The following is a 12915-nucleotide window of genomic DNA, read 5'->3' as shown; positions in this document are numbered from 1 at the left end:
TTCGCCTTGTTAGCGTGCCTGATGCGTTCTCAGCCGGCCCTGCTTCCGCGCTCGACACCGGCGGCCGCGGGGGTCTCGTCCCGTGCGATCGCCGCGTTGCTGGACCGCCTCGAAGCAGAGTCCGTCGAGCTCCACTCCATCATGGTCGTACGCCACGGTCAGGTCATCGCCGAAGGCTGGTGGGCGCCGTACTCGGCCGAGCGCCCGCACCTGCTGTACTCGCTGACGAAGTCGTTCACCTCGATCGCGGTGGGGCTCGCCATCGCCGACGGGCGGCTCTCGCTGGACGACCGCGTGGTCGACGTGCTGCCCGACCACGTTCCGGCCGGTATCGGCGAGCAGGGGCGCCGCCTCACCGTGCACCACCTGCTGTCCATGACGGCCGGACACGGCACCGACACTCTCGCCGAGGCGTGGCGGCTCGAACCGGACGACCTAGTGAGGGGCTTCCTGCGCGTACCGTTCGCCGCGCCCGAGGGCACCCGGCACACCTACGACAACGCGACCACGTACGTGCTGGCCCGGATGGTGGAACGGGTCACGGGCCGCGACCTGCCGGGACTGCTCGACGACCGCCTGTTCAAGCCGTTGGGCGTCGACCACGCCGAGTGGGACCGGGTGGCGAGCGGTGCCGCCTTCGGATTCCACGGGCTGCACCTCACGACCGAGGCCGTCGCCGCCTTCGGCGAGTTGCTGCTGCGCGGCGGCGTCGGGGGCGGCCGGCAGCTCGTCCCGCGCGAATGGGTGGAGCTCGCGACGAGCCGGCACGTGGAGACCACGCAGGTCGAGGACTGGTCCCCGAACCCCGACATCCTTTGCGGGTACGGATACCAGTTCTGGATGACACGCCACGGCTACCGCGGTGCCGGCGCCTTCGGCCAGCAGTGCCTGGTCGTCCCGGCGCACGATCTGGTGGTCGTCGTGACCGGCGCCGAATCGCCGGAGGTGGCGATGCCGGGCGCCCTGTGGGACTGCCTGCTGCCCGGCATGGACGATCCGGGAAGCGGCCGGGACGACGAGATCCTCGCCGAGCGGCTGCGACGGCTGTCGCTCGCGCCGGTATCCGGTGCGGCCGCCCCCTCCCGTTCCGCCACGGCGACGATCGACGGCTCCGCCGCGGATTCGCCCCTGCCTGACGGGACCCCGATCGCCGTGGAGCCGGTGGGCGGCGGCTGGCACCTGCGACTCGGGCCGTCCATCACGGTCGCCGCCGGCCACGGCGAATGGCGGGAAAGCGCACCGCTCGGCCGCCCGGTCGTCGCCGCCGGCGGCTGGCAGGGCGGCACGTTCGTCGCCGACATCTACGTCATCACCAGCCCGCACCGGGTCCGGCTGACGCTCGACGCCGCCTCGAGTACAGCGGTGGCGGCATGGAACGTCCCGCCGCTGACCAGCCCCAACCTGGAGTTGCACCTGCGGTCGCCGCTGATGACCAGGCCCGACGTCTCCTAACCTCCGAACCGGAGCGGCAGGCGGGCGACCGCCAGCACGCGCCGCACGTGCGGTTGCACGCCGCGCAGGCCGACCGTGACCGCGCTCCTTCTGGCCTCCTGGTAGCCGGCCGCCAGCGCCGCCACGCCGGCGGCGTCGATGAAGGGGACGGTGGCCATCTGGAGCAGGAGTGTGGTGGGGCGGCGGGCGAGGGCGTCGAAGATGGCCCGGCGCAGCTCGTCGGCGTTGTCCCGGTCGATCTCACCGGCGATGGCCACGGTCAGCGTGCCGTAGCCGCTGGACGCCGTGGTCACGTCCAGCCGGTGATTGTCCAGTGTGGAGTGATGCGCGTCGCTCCACTGTGGTGGCGTGTCGCTGAGCATCGCGTGCCGTAGCCAGGTCAGGGTGTTGGACAGCAACCGGGAGACGTGCATCTGCGAGATACCGCACCGTTCCGCGATCTCGCTCTGCGTAAGGCTTCCGTAGAAGCGCATGACCAGGATCCGCCGCTCGCGTTCGGGCAGGCGGTCCAGCAGCGCCCTGAGGGTGAGCCGGTCGTCGACGGCGGCCAACTCGCCGTCGACCTCGCCGATCAGGTCGCCGCGTTCGGCCGTACCGTCGCCGGAACCGTTGCCGGACAGGGGCGAGTTCAGCGACAGCAGGGTGTAGCTCTCGGCCGAGAGCAGGGCGGCGTCCACCTCGTCCGCGGAGGTGTGCAGCCGGTCGGCGAGTTCGGTGGCGTTGGGCGCCCGGGCGAGCGTGTTGGTCAGGTCGGAGCCGGCCTGGCGGATCTGGCCGATCAGTTCCTGCATGCGACGCGGCGCGCGAACTCCCCAGGTGCGATCGCGGAAGTGCTTGCGCAGCTCCCCCAGGATCGTGACGGTCGCGAAGGCGGTGAACGACCCCCGCACGGGGTCGTACCGGTCGACGGCCTTGATCAGGCCGAGGCGGGCGACCTGTTCCAGGTCGGCGAACGGTTCGCCGCGGTCGCGGTAGCGACGGGCGAGGCGGTGGGCCAGCGGAAGGCACAGTTCCACGAACTCCGCCCGCACCGCCGCTCGGGTGGCTGGCGCGCGTGCCACGCGCTCGCCGTACCGCATCGCCTCCTGGTCGAGATCGATCCGCCCATCGTCTACTCCCACACGCACAGTCCCCCTCCTCCCGCACAGCGCGTACGAAAGCCGACGCAGTTCTACCCAGCGGCCGGCTGGCGGTAACGTGTTTTCTCGGGCAAGCCGGCGGGTAACCGATGGTTTACGCCGACAGCGAGGTGCCATGCCTGCCGAGATGCGGTGCCCCATCAGGTACCACGACTCGTACGCCGTCGCCCGGGTAGAGGGTGTTCTCGACCTCGCCGGCGCGGTGGCGATTCGGTCCGCGCTCCTCAAGTGCCTCGCGCAGTGCCCAGAGGCGGTACTCGTCGACCTGTCCCGGATGCGCCTTGGCAACCCCGACGCGGTGTCGGTCTTCCTGGTCGTGGCGCGGCAGGCGGCGCGGTGGCCCGCGGCGCCGGTGGCGCTCTGCGCGGCACGGCCGGACGCCGCCAGCCTGCTCCGCGCGAGGGCGATCGAGCGCCGTTGCCTGCTCGCGCCGAGCCTGGCCGCCGCGACCCGCTCGCTTCGCTCCGGCCACGCGCCGCCCTCCATCCGCGAGGAGTTGCTGCCGGCCATGGGCGCCGGCCGCCGCACCCGTGAGGTGATCACCGAGGCGTGCCTGCGCTGGAAGGTGCCCGAGCTGGTCGGGCCGGCGTGCACGGTCGCCACGGAGCTGGTCTTCAACGCGGTCGTGCACGCCAGCACGATGATGACCCTGCTGGTGTCGCTGCGCGGCCGGTACCTGCACATCGCGGTGCGCGATGGCAGCACGCGGCCACCCGTGCTCGACCGCGACGTCGACCCGGCGGCCCTGCGCGGCCGGGGACTCGGCCTGGTCGACGCGATGTGCCGCCGCTGGGGCAGTTTCCCCTCGGACGGCGGGAAGGTGGTCTGGGCCACGCTCGACCTGAGTCCCCGCTCGTAGGTTTGCCGATCGCCACGGTGGGAATCTCCGAGTCACGGGTCAGCCGGCAGAGCCTGGAGTACGTCGATGCGCGTCGCGGTCCTATCGATCGGTCACCGTCCGGTACGCGCTGGGGGCCGTGACTGGGCGAGCGGGCCGGCCGTACACGTGACCGAGCTGGCGGCGGCGCTGGCCCACCTCGGCCACGACGTGCGTGTCTACACCAGACGGTCCAGCCCTTCCCAACCCGAGCAGAGCCGCGACCCCGCGGGCGTGACGACGGTCAGCGTGCCGGTCGGGCCGCCCCGCGCGACGCCGCCCGATGAGGAAGCGGACCAGGTTACCGCGTTCGGGCAGTGGCTCGACCGGTCGTGGCGGCAGGGCTGGGCGCCGGACGTCGTCCACGCGCACGGCTGGCCCTCCGCGCTGTCGGCGCTCGTCGCCAAGAGCCTCGCCAGCCGTCCCACCGTGGTGACGTCTCCCCCGATCGACGCGGGGCTCGGGCATCGCGACCTCATCGAGCAGGCGACGCGAGGCGCGGACGCTCTGGTGGCACTGTCGCGCGGTGACGCGCACATCCTGCGCCGGCTCGGCGTGCCCGCCGCGAAGGTCTCCGTCATACCGTCCGGTGTGGACACCGAACAGTTCGCGCCGGACGGGCGGGCCTGGGCCCGGCGCCGGTCACCGCGCTGCCGGACCTGCCGGACACCGAGCTCGTCATCGTGGGCCGGCCGCCACCGCCGTCGCACGGGCTGGGGCCGCACGCCGCCGCGCTGCGCGCGCTCGCCGTCAACAACGCCGTCCATGACCGGCTCCGCCTGACCGGTGGCGCCCCGTACCGCGACATGCCGGCGTGGTATCGCTCAGCCGACCTGCTCGTGTGTGCACCTTCGTACCCGTCGTTCGGCCGCGCCGCGGTCGAAGCGATGGCCTGCGGCGTGCCCGTGGTGGCCTCGGCCGTGGGCGGCCTGCCGGAGACCGTCACCGACGGCGTCTGCGGTGTGCTGGTCCCACCCGACTCCCCCGGACTGCTGGCGAAGGCGGTCCGCACGCTGCTGGCCGACCCGGCCCTGCGTCGCGGCTACGGCACGGCCGCCGCCGAACTGGCCCGCCGCCAGCACACCTGGCACCGCGCCGCACAGTCCATCATGGACCTGTACCACCACGCGCGCACCCATCACACGCTCACGGCACCGGACCGCCGGCCCGCCACCGTCCTAGCCGCCTGAGCCACCGCCGCCGGACCGAGATGGCTTAATAGCAGGCCAGCCCGGTAGCGAGCCACCCCCGGAACGTTTGGTGACCCCCTCGCGGGGAACTCTTCACCATACTTTGGCCGATCTTGGGGGTTACATGACGGCATCCACGGTCCGGACCCGCTCACCGGGCGCCGACCTACGGTTCGGGCTGCTGCGGTTCCCCGGCGTGTACCGCCCGCAGGCCGACACGGCGTTGTTGACCGGCGCCGCGGCGGCCGCACCGATCCCGCCCGGCGCGCGGGTGCTCGACATGTGCACCGGCAGCGGGGCGGTCGCGGTCGCGGCGGCCCGGCTCGGCGCGGGCGAGGTGACCGCGGTGGACGTGTCCCGGCGTGCCGTGCTGTGCGTACGGCTCAACGCGTGGGCGCGCGGACTGCCGGTACGCGCGCGGCGCGGCTCGCTCGCCGACCTGCTGGCGGCGCCGCCGTGGACGGCGACCCGCGACGAGCCGGTGCGACGCTCCTACGACGTGGTACTGGCCAATCCCCCGTATGTGCCCTGCCCCTCGACGGTGGCGCCGACCGGGCGTGAGCGCGCCTGGGACGCCGGTCCGGACGGGCGCGCCGTGCTCGACCCGTTCTGCCTGGCGGCGCCCGGACTGCTGTCCGAGTCGGGTTTCGTGCTCCTGGTGCACTCGCAGGTGTCCGATGTGGACAGGTCGCTCGCCCTGCTGCGCCGGGGCGGGCTCGAGACGGCTGTGGTGTCACGGCTCCGGGTGCCGTTCGGGCCCGTCATGTGGGCGCGCGCCGCCTACCTGGAAAGCACGGGACTGATCAGGCGCGGGCAGCGCCACGAGGACCTGGTGGTGATCCGTGCCAGCCGCCGCTGAGCCGCGCCGGGTGGTCCTGGTGCCCGGTGGACCGATGCTGGTGGAAGGGCCGGTGGAACTGGTCCTGCCGGACGGCACCGCGGTCTGCTCGGAACGGTTCATCGTGGCGGTGTGCGCGTGCCGCCGCAGCAAGCGGTACCCGTTCTGCGACACCAGCCACCGCCGCCGGGTACGCGTAGAACCCGACGAGCCGGCCTCAGAGTAGCGCCGACCGGCCGGCCCGCCAGTTGCGCAGTAGGTGCTCGCCGAGCCGGTCCTCCAGCAGTTCGGTCGCCTGGATGCCGAAGACCACGTCCGCGGCGAGGTCCGGCTCCCGTTCGAGCAGGTCACCGAGGACGTCGTGCCGCATGATCTGCTCGTGGACGGCGTCCGCCTCGACGTGTTCGGTGTAGAAGAGCCGGCAGGCGGGGTCGGCGCCCAGCCGGGCCAGCGCCTCGTCCATCCGGTGCGCGCTCGGTGCGGTGGTGATCTCGGCGGCGGCGAAGTGGCCGACCAGCGCGCCCCGCCACCTGCGGTGCAGGCCGAACAGCGACATCATGTTCACCGTGGCGAGCCCGCACGCCGGTACGCGATCCAGGTAGTGCAGGTACTCCGGTGACAGGCCGGCGGCGGCCAGCAGGTCGGCGAACAGCCGTGAGTGCATCCGCTCCGCCCGGCCCGCGCCGAACTCGTCGTACTCCACCGCGACCAGGGCGGCCTTGGCACGCCCTTCGAGGCGGGGAATGACCCACGCGTGCGGCTCGGCCTCCTTGTGGTGGTAGATCGAGCGCACGGCGAAGTACTCCCGCATCTGCCACCACTCGCCCTTGTCGCGCAGGAAGTGGCTGACGCCGGTGCCGGGTACCGGCTCGACCAGCAGCGCGTCCACGACCTGCGCCACGTCGTCCCCGCCCGCCACCTGCTCGGCCATCCCGGCGAGGAACACGGCCTCCAGTTCGGCGCGCAGGCGCAGCAGGTCGGCGTCCCACTCCCACTCGGGGTCGACGCCGGCGAAACCGCGGTAGTGCAGCTCGTAGCACAGGTGCAGGGCCAGTTGGAGGTCCTCGCCGAACGGGTCGGCGCCGCCCACCGCGGCGGACGGCGCGATGCCGCCGGTCAGGGCCGCGACGACCGCCGCGGACAGCGGGCCGCGCGGGGCGGGAAGCGTGAGAGTCGCGCTAGTCACGGCTTCCTGTTACCCCCACGGCGCCGGTTTCATCCCGCAGGGTCAGCTCCGTCACCACCGCCGGAAAACCATCTAGACCGGCTGCGCGCCGCTGCCGGTCCGCGCCGGTGCCGCCGGACCGCACCCTGTCCAGCAGCGCGTGTACCTCCGGCAGGTCGCCGGCGCCCGCCAGCGCGTCGCGCACGTGCTCGACCAGCGCCGCCACCAGGTCGGTGGCCGGCACCCGCCGGTACAGTCCAAGGTGGACTCCTGGACCGGCGAGCCCGTAGCGGGCGGCGTTCCAGACCGCGGCGGCGGCCACCTGTGCCGGCACCGGATCCGCTTCCCGCCCGCGGCTCAGCTCAGCGAGCGCGGTGCGCACCAGGGCCCGCGCCAGCAACGCCTGCAGGACCGCCTCGTCCACCGTGGACGCCGTGTCGGCGACCCGGAACTCCACAGTGGGCAGTCGCGGCGACGGCCGGGCGAACCAGAACGTCTGCGCCTCGTCGGCGACCACGCCGCACTCCACCAGCCGGCCGATCTCCGCCCGGTACGCGGCATAGTCGGGCAGGTGCGGCGCCAGCCCGGAGCCGGGAAAGCGGGACTGCTGCACGATCCGCCAGCTGCCGTACCCGGTGTCCCGCTCCCGGTGGAACGGCGAGTTGACCGACAGCGCCAGCAAAGTGGGCAGCCACCGGGCCAGGTGGTTGACCACGGCGACCGCGGTGTCCCTGTCGGCGACACCGACGTGCACGTGGCAGCCGCACGCCTCGTAGTCGCGGGTCACCTCGCCGTACATCTCGTCGATGGCGGCGAACCGGGCCAGGCTGGAGGGCGCCGCGCCGCCGGACCCGCGTACCGGCGAACCGCTCGCCACCACGACGGCGCCGTAGTCCCGCGCGGCGGCTGCCACCGCCCGGCGGCCGGCCGCCAGGTACGCGCGCAGCTCGGCCGCGTCCCGGCAGACGCCGGTGGCCGCCTCGACCTGGGTGTCCCGCAGTTCCCGCTGCACCGTCGCGCCGACCGGCAGGTCGGCCGCCGAGGCTCGGGCCACGACCTTCTCGGCCAGCGGCACGGTCGCTCCCGAGCCCGGGTCGGCGAGCAGGAACTCCTCCTCGACGCCCATCGTCTCCGCGCTCATGACGGAACGTGATACCCGGAAAAGATCAGGACAAAACGCGGAGTTTTGGCTGGTCACCGGGCGGGTAGCTGACCGGCTATGACAAACAGCAGCGAGGTGGTACTGGTCGGCGGACCGCGCGACGGCGACGTGGTGGAGGCCGGCGACCCCGGTCTCCTGGAGGTCGAGGCCGGTGGCATGGTGCACCGCTACATCCCCACGAGGCAGACGCGACCAGTGGGGAACGCCGACCTGCCGGCCTACAACTACGACGGCATGGTGAACCCCGCGGGCGCTCAGGACGGCGTGGAAGACGCCGAGAAGAGGATGGCATCACCCCTCGCCGAGGAGGAGACCCCCTAGCGGTTGCGGGTTGTCCACCGGGGGACGACAATGGCGGTAGGTTGATGACCCAGCCGATCCTCTTGGGAGGAGATGGCTGGTGCCCAAAAAATCTGACGCCAATGTGCGCGCTCCCCTGTCGCGGTGGGGCCGTTGTAACTCGTCGCAGGCGCATGTCGATGGCGCCCTCGTGGTCTACCTGGCTGGCGAGCTCGACCTGTCGACGGCACAACAGCTGCGCCGGCGGCTGATGGCGGTCGCGGAGTCCAACACCGCCGCGACGATCGTGCTCGACCTGTCCGACGTGTCCTTCATCGATGCCCACAGCTGTGGCCTGATCGTGAACGCGTGGTCGGTGGCGAAGTCACACGGCCGAAGGCTGCGCGTCGACGGGCTGCGCGGCATACCGGCAAGGGTCTTCAGACTGCTCGGATTGGAGCCCGTCCTGGCGTGGCGCACGCCAGAGACGCATCAGGGAGGGATCATCGGTGGCCGATACGGAGGCGGAGGCCAACGCCCAGCGGAGCGGCGTTCCGTTGGCGGCACGCATGCGGCGCGCTGACCTGTGGGAAGCGGGCACCGATCAGCGCGAGTTGCTGGCCGACGAACGGGAACGGCTGGCCGACGAGCGCGAGGCGCTGGCCAACGAGCGCGAGGCGCTCGCCGACCGGCACGACGACGTCCTGGACCGGCGAGAGAACGACGGGCCGGCGAGCGGCGACGACGAGGTGGCGCAGACAGAGGCCGCGCTGCACCGCGCTGAAGCCGCCGTGCGTCGGGCCGAGGCGCAGCTGGAACGGGTACGCCAAGCCGCCGCCCGCGTCCGGGCCGGCGTCGCTCGTCGCACGGCCGCGAGCGACCGGGTCACCGCCGCTCAGCACGCCGGCGCGACGCTCGACCCCGACGAACGTGCGTGGCTGGCCGATCGGCGAGACTTCGTCAGCGCCGGACGCGACGACCAGGCCGACGCACGGGACGGGCTCGCCGACCAGCGCGACGAGGCCGCGGGTCAGCGCGAGTTGCTCGCCGACGGCCGCGAGCGTGAGTCGTTGCAGCGGGAGCGGCGCATCGAGCAGCGACGTGCCGGGCGCCCGGCGAGCGCGGTGCCGGCGCCAGACGACGAGGACCGCCGGACACACGCGGATCTGCGGGCCAGCAGCGCACGCCAGCGTGAGATCGCGGCGGCCAGCCGGCGCACCGCGACGCAAGACCGGGCGCGCGCCGCCGCCGCGTGGGGCCCGCAGGCGTACGGGCCGATGCTGGTGGCCAGCTTCGCCCCGCTCGCTCGCCAGCTTTTCAGCTCCGAGGAGCTCAACGACGTCCTGCCGCAGGTACTGAAGTTCACCGTCGACGCGGTGGCCGGATGCGACGCGGCCAGCATCACGCTCAGCCGCAACGGCCAGGTCGTCGGCCAGGTGGCCAGCAACGCGATCGCCGCGGAGCTCGACGACATCCAGTTCGGCACCGGAATCGGCCCTGGCCCCGAGGCGATGGGCAGCGAGAACCCGTTTTGCGTACGCGACCTGGCCGGGTCGCGGCGCTGGCCGGTACTGGCCGCCACCGCCACCCAGCTCGGCGTGGCCAGCGCCCTGTGTCACGGCCTGTTCGTCCATCGGCCGGCCCAATGGTCGGCGCTGGGCACGCTCACCCTCTACAGCGCCACGGCCGACGCCTTCAGCGACGAAGACCAGGAGTTCGGCACGATCCTGGCCGCGTACGTGTCGGTCGCGGTCGCCACGGCACACCGCCGCGACGAGGTCGATCGCCGTGAAGCCGCACTCCATCGAGGACTGAGCACGCGCGACGTCATCGGGCAGGCCAAGGGCATCCTCATGGAACGCCAGCGCCTGTCCGCCGGCGAAGCCTTCGACCTGCTGCGCCGCACCTCGCAGCGGCTGAACCGCAAACTCTCCGACGTCGCCCAGCATCTGGCCGAGACCGGCGAGATGCCGACGTAGCCGGGCTGATCCCCTACTCGGCGGTGATCACCGGGTCTGTTCGTCCCACGCGCTCAGCTCCGCTTGGATCTCGCGTTCGTCCGCCGTCCGGTCCCGCTCATCCGCGGCCCGTTCACGCAGGTCAGCCAGGCGATCTCGCTCGTCGGCCCGGGCATCTCGCCGCATCGCGCGGGCGTCGCGCTGGTCGGCCTGCTCCTCCCGGCTCGTCAAGGACTGTGTGCGCGCGTCGAGCCGACGGTCGCGGTCGGTAACGGCGGCGGTCCGCTGCCGCAGGTCTTCCTCGTGGGAGGCGGCCATCGTCAGCCGGCCTTCCAGGTCGATGTCGCGCTGGTCGGCCGCGGCCTCACGCCGTACGGCGCGACTGTCTCGCTCGTCGGCCGAACTCTCCCGCTCGCTGACGAGGTGCTCGCGGCGACTGAGGGCGGCGGCGTCTTCGCGCTCCACGTCCTGATACTAGTCGTCGCCGTGCGGCGTGAGGCACTTCCTCTAAAGCGTCCTAGGACAATGTCGTTCCAGGTTGGACGTTGTGGTTGCGGGCGAACAGGTTGCCGGGGTCGTACCGGCGCTTGACCGCGGCGAGCCGCTCATAGGTCGGCGCCGGATAGATCGCGGCGACGTCCTCCTCAGCGGTACCGGCGAGGAAGTTGGCGTAGGCGCCGCTGACGTGCGGCGTGAGCCTGTCCCAGATCGCTTCCAGCGCGGGACGAGCGGCCTCGACGACCGGCTTCGGGCCCGCGGTGGTCGTCACGAACATCAACTCCGCCCGCCGGTGCGCGTAAGCGGTGGCGTCGCCGGGTACCCGGGACACCGCGCCGCCGACGCTGCGCACGGAGATGATCGGGGACCGCTCCGCCGCACCGACCTCGGCGAGGATGCGGAGGACGTCGGGCACCGACTCCTCGTCGACGAACCCGCTGCGGGCCACCAGCTGGATGCCGGGCGGCGGCGTCATGCCATCCACGAGGGTGTCGGCGTAGGGCCTGAGCGCGACATCGTCGTCGAGCACCGTGCCGAGCCGGCGGATCGGGTCCAGTGCCCGCGCCGCGAGCTCCGGGTCGTCGCCGTCGAAGGCGACGTGGATCTCGACCGGCGCGTGGGGGCCGCCGGCGAACGGGTTGGCGAGGTTCGCGATCGACGTGAGCTCCTCCGGGGCGGTGCGGAGGTAGCTCGCCCATCCCTGGAGCACGCCGGCCGCCTGCGACGCGGGGAAGGTGATCCGGCCGTAGAAGACGTCTGTCGTCGGGTGCGCCACGAAGTCGAAGGCGGTCACGACGCCGAAGTTTCCGCCGCCACCGCGGAGCGCCCAGAACAGCTCCGGGTTCCGCTCGGCGCTGGCCCGCACGACCTCCCCGCTGGCCGTGACCACCTCCGCGCCGACCACGTTGTCCAGGGCCAGGCCGTACTTCCTGACCTTCCAGCCGATGCCGCCGGTCAGGGTCAGCCCGCCGACACCGACGCTCCTGGTGTCGCCCGAGGAGATCGCCAGGCCGTGCGGAGCCAGAGCCGCCGCGACCTGGCCCCAGTTGGCACCGCCGCCGATCCGCACGCGGTGCCGGTCCTTGTCGACGATCTCCACACTGGCGAGCCCGCTCAGGTCGATCACGACGCCGCCGTCGTTGGTGCCGAAGCCCGGGAAAGCGTGGCCGCCGCCCCGCACGGACAGCACCAGCCCCGCACCGGCCGCGAACCTGACGCCCGCCTGTACGTCGTCGACGCTCCCGGGTCGCAGGACGTAGGCCGGGCTGCCCGAGGCCAGTACCGAGCGGCTGGCCGACTCGTACTCCGCCGCACCGGGTTCGATGATGTCGCCGCCGAAGTCGCGGCGAAGGATGTCAAGCGCTGAGTTCATGACCATGGAGGCACCACCCTCCCCGTCCCTGTGACGGTGGAAAGGTGTGACGTGAGCCACCGGCATCAGGCGTCACAGCGCCGCTGGTACCGGTGTCATTCCGGTATGGACCAAGCCACGGAAGCCTTCGTCACGCACCGGAACCTGCTGTTCACCGTCGCCTACGAGATGCTCGGGTCGGCCGCCGACGCCGAGGACGTCCTCCAGGAGACGTGGCTGCGGTGGGCCGACGTCGACCTCGACACCGTGCGCGACAACCGGGCGTACCTGGTCCGGATCACCACGCGCCAGGCGCTGAACCGGCTGCGTACGCTGCGCCGTCGCAAGGAGTCGTACGTCGGCCCGTGGCTGCCCGAGCCCCTGCTGACCGCGCCCGACGTGGCCGACGACGTCGAACTGGCCGACAGCGTCTCGATCGCGATGCTGCTGGTACTGGAGACGCTCACGCCGACCGAACGGGCGGTGTTCGTGCTGCGCGAGGTGTTCGACGTCGGCTACGACGAGATCGCCGAAGCCGTCGACAAGAGCCCGGACGCGGTCCGCCAGATCGCCCACCGCGCGCGGTCCCACGTGGCCGCACGCCGCCCGCGCGAGGTCGTCTCCCCCGCGCAGACCCGCGACGCGATCGACGCCTTCCAGCGGGCGATCGAGACGGGCGACCTGCGGGGCCTGCTCGACATCCTCGCGCCGGACGTCGTGCTGCTGGGCGACGGTGGCGGAGTCGTGCAGGCCACGCTGGAACCGATGGTGGGGGCCAGCGCGGTGGCCGACCTGCTGAGCAGGTTCGACGCCGCCGCGGTGTCGATGCGGCCGGCGCAGGTCAACGGCTACCCGGCGCTGATCTTCCGGCGGAACGGCGAGATCGACACCGTCATCGCGGTACGCCTCGACGGCAACCTCATCGCGGGGCTGTACGCCGTCCGCAACCCCGAGAAGCTGTCGCACCTGGAGCAGGAGACGATCCTTCACCGCTGACCCGCCCCCG

15 protein-coding genes are annotated in these 12915 nt (G+C 72.5%); 10 read left to right on the top strand and 5 right to left on the bottom strand.

What is annotated here, in order from left to right:
- Nucleotides 1-21 precede the first annotated feature (21 nt).
- The gene (locus tag QMG73_RS29180; protein WP_281900975.1) at nucleotides 22-1452 is read left to right on the top strand and encodes a serine hydrolase domain-containing protein; all 1431 of its coding nucleotides are present in this window, start codon (nucleotides 22-24) and stop codon (nucleotides 1450-1452) included.
- On the opposite strand, the gene QMG73_RS29175 is transcribed toward QMG73_RS29180, so the two are convergent.
- Nucleotides 1449-2531, bottom strand: coding sequence for a SigB/SigF/SigG family RNA polymerase sigma factor (locus tag QMG73_RS29175; protein WP_407676876.1), 1083 nt, complete (start codon nucleotides 2529-2531; stop codon nucleotides 1449-1451). The two genes, QMG73_RS29180 and QMG73_RS29175, sit on opposite strands and share 4 nt — an antisense overlap.
- A gap of 175 nt (nucleotides 2532-2706) precedes the next feature.
- Here QMG73_RS29175 and QMG73_RS29170 point away from each other — a divergent pair, with 175 nt between their 5' ends.
- From QMG73_RS29170 to QMG73_RS29150, 5 genes are all read left to right on the top strand, one after another.
- A complete protein-coding gene (locus QMG73_RS29170) occupies nucleotides 2707-3450 on the top strand; it encodes an ATPase (protein WP_281900970.1) in 744 nt (247 codons plus the stop codon).
- A 66-nt stretch (nucleotides 3451-3516) separates the two neighbouring features.
- On the top strand, nucleotides 3517-4251 hold the full coding sequence (locus QMG73_RS29165; protein WP_281900968.1) for a glycosyltransferase: 735 nt from the start codon (nucleotides 3517-3519) through the stop codon (nucleotides 4249-4251).
- On the top strand, nucleotides 4152-4658 hold the full coding sequence (locus QMG73_RS29160) for a glycosyltransferase (protein WP_281900966.1): 507 nt from the start codon (nucleotides 4152-4154) through the stop codon (nucleotides 4656-4658). The genes QMG73_RS29165 and QMG73_RS29160 overlap by 100 nt, the downstream gene beginning before the upstream one ends.
- A gap of 124 nt (nucleotides 4659-4782) precedes the next feature.
- Nucleotides 4783-5517 carry a 50S ribosomal protein L11 methyltransferase gene (locus QMG73_RS29155; protein ID WP_281900964.1) on the top strand — a complete coding sequence of 245 codons (735 nt, stop codon included), beginning with the start codon at nucleotides 4783-4785 and terminating at the stop codon, nucleotides 5515-5517.
- The gene (locus tag QMG73_RS29150; RefSeq protein WP_281900961.1) at nucleotides 5501-5722 is read left to right on the top strand and encodes a CDGSH iron-sulfur domain-containing protein; all 222 of its coding nucleotides are present in this window, start codon (nucleotides 5501-5503) and stop codon (nucleotides 5720-5722) included. The genes QMG73_RS29155 and QMG73_RS29150 overlap by 17 nt, the downstream gene beginning before the upstream one ends.
- Here the strand turns inward: QMG73_RS29150 and QMG73_RS29145 are convergent.
- Together QMG73_RS29145 and QMG73_RS29140 are read right to left on the bottom strand one after the other, a co-directional pair.
- Nucleotides 5714-6682, bottom strand: a complete 969-nt coding sequence (locus QMG73_RS29145; RefSeq protein WP_281900959.1) for an iron-containing redox enzyme family protein — start codon at nucleotides 6680-6682, stop codon at nucleotides 5714-5716. The genes QMG73_RS29150 and QMG73_RS29145 overlap by 9 nt on opposite strands.
- Nucleotides 6675-7802: a carboxylate-amine ligase gene (locus QMG73_RS29140; protein WP_281900957.1), complete on the bottom strand. Its 1128-nt coding sequence runs from the start codon at nucleotides 7800-7802 to the stop codon at nucleotides 6675-6677. Before QMG73_RS29140 ends, QMG73_RS29145 begins: the two co-directional genes overlap by 8 nt.
- Before the next feature lie 78 nt (nucleotides 7803-7880).
- On the opposite strand from QMG73_RS29140, the gene QMG73_RS29135 reads away from it, so the two are divergent.
- From QMG73_RS29135 to QMG73_RS29125, 3 genes are all read left to right on the top strand, one after another.
- A complete protein-coding gene (locus QMG73_RS29135) occupies nucleotides 7881-8144 on the top strand; it encodes a hypothetical protein (RefSeq protein ID WP_281900956.1) in 264 nt (87 codons plus the stop codon).
- Nucleotides 8145-8223: 79 nt separating this feature from the next.
- Nucleotides 8224-8685 carry an STAS domain-containing protein gene (locus QMG73_RS29130; RefSeq protein ID WP_281900954.1) on the top strand — a complete coding sequence of 154 codons (462 nt, stop codon included), beginning with the start codon at nucleotides 8224-8226 and terminating at the stop codon, nucleotides 8683-8685.
- On the top strand, nucleotides 8612-10081 hold the full coding sequence (locus tag QMG73_RS29125; protein WP_281900952.1) for a GAF and ANTAR domain-containing protein: 1470 nt from the start codon (nucleotides 8612-8614) through the stop codon (nucleotides 10079-10081). Before QMG73_RS29130 ends, QMG73_RS29125 begins: the two co-directional genes overlap by 74 nt.
- Before the next feature lie 27 nt (nucleotides 10082-10108).
- On the opposite strand, the gene QMG73_RS29120 is transcribed toward QMG73_RS29125, so the two are convergent.
- Together QMG73_RS29120 and QMG73_RS29115 are read right to left on the bottom strand one after the other, a co-directional pair.
- Nucleotides 10109-10525 carry a hypothetical protein gene (locus QMG73_RS29120; protein WP_281900950.1) on the bottom strand — a complete coding sequence of 139 codons (417 nt, stop codon included), beginning with the start codon at nucleotides 10523-10525 and terminating at the stop codon, nucleotides 10109-10111.
- A 52-nt stretch (nucleotides 10526-10577) separates the two neighbouring features.
- A complete protein-coding gene (locus QMG73_RS29115) occupies nucleotides 10578-11930 on the bottom strand; it encodes an FAD-binding oxidoreductase (RefSeq protein WP_281900947.1) in 1353 nt (450 codons plus the stop codon).
- Nucleotides 11931-12035: 105 nt separating this feature from the next.
- Here QMG73_RS29115 and QMG73_RS29110 point away from each other — a divergent pair, with 105 nt between their 5' ends.
- Nucleotides 12036-12905 carry an RNA polymerase sigma-70 factor gene (locus tag QMG73_RS29110; protein ID WP_281900945.1) on the top strand — a complete coding sequence of 290 codons (870 nt, stop codon included), beginning with the start codon at nucleotides 12036-12038 and terminating at the stop codon, nucleotides 12903-12905.
- The last annotated feature ends 10 nt before the right edge of the window (nucleotides 12906-12915 follow it).

Source organism: Phytohabitans aurantiacus (assembly GCF_027923225.1).
In the GTDB taxonomy this organism is placed as follows: domain Bacteria; phylum Actinomycetota; class Actinomycetes; order Mycobacteriales; family Micromonosporaceae; genus Phytohabitans; species Phytohabitans aurantiacus.
This window is presented reverse-complemented; position numbering and strand designations above follow the sequence as displayed.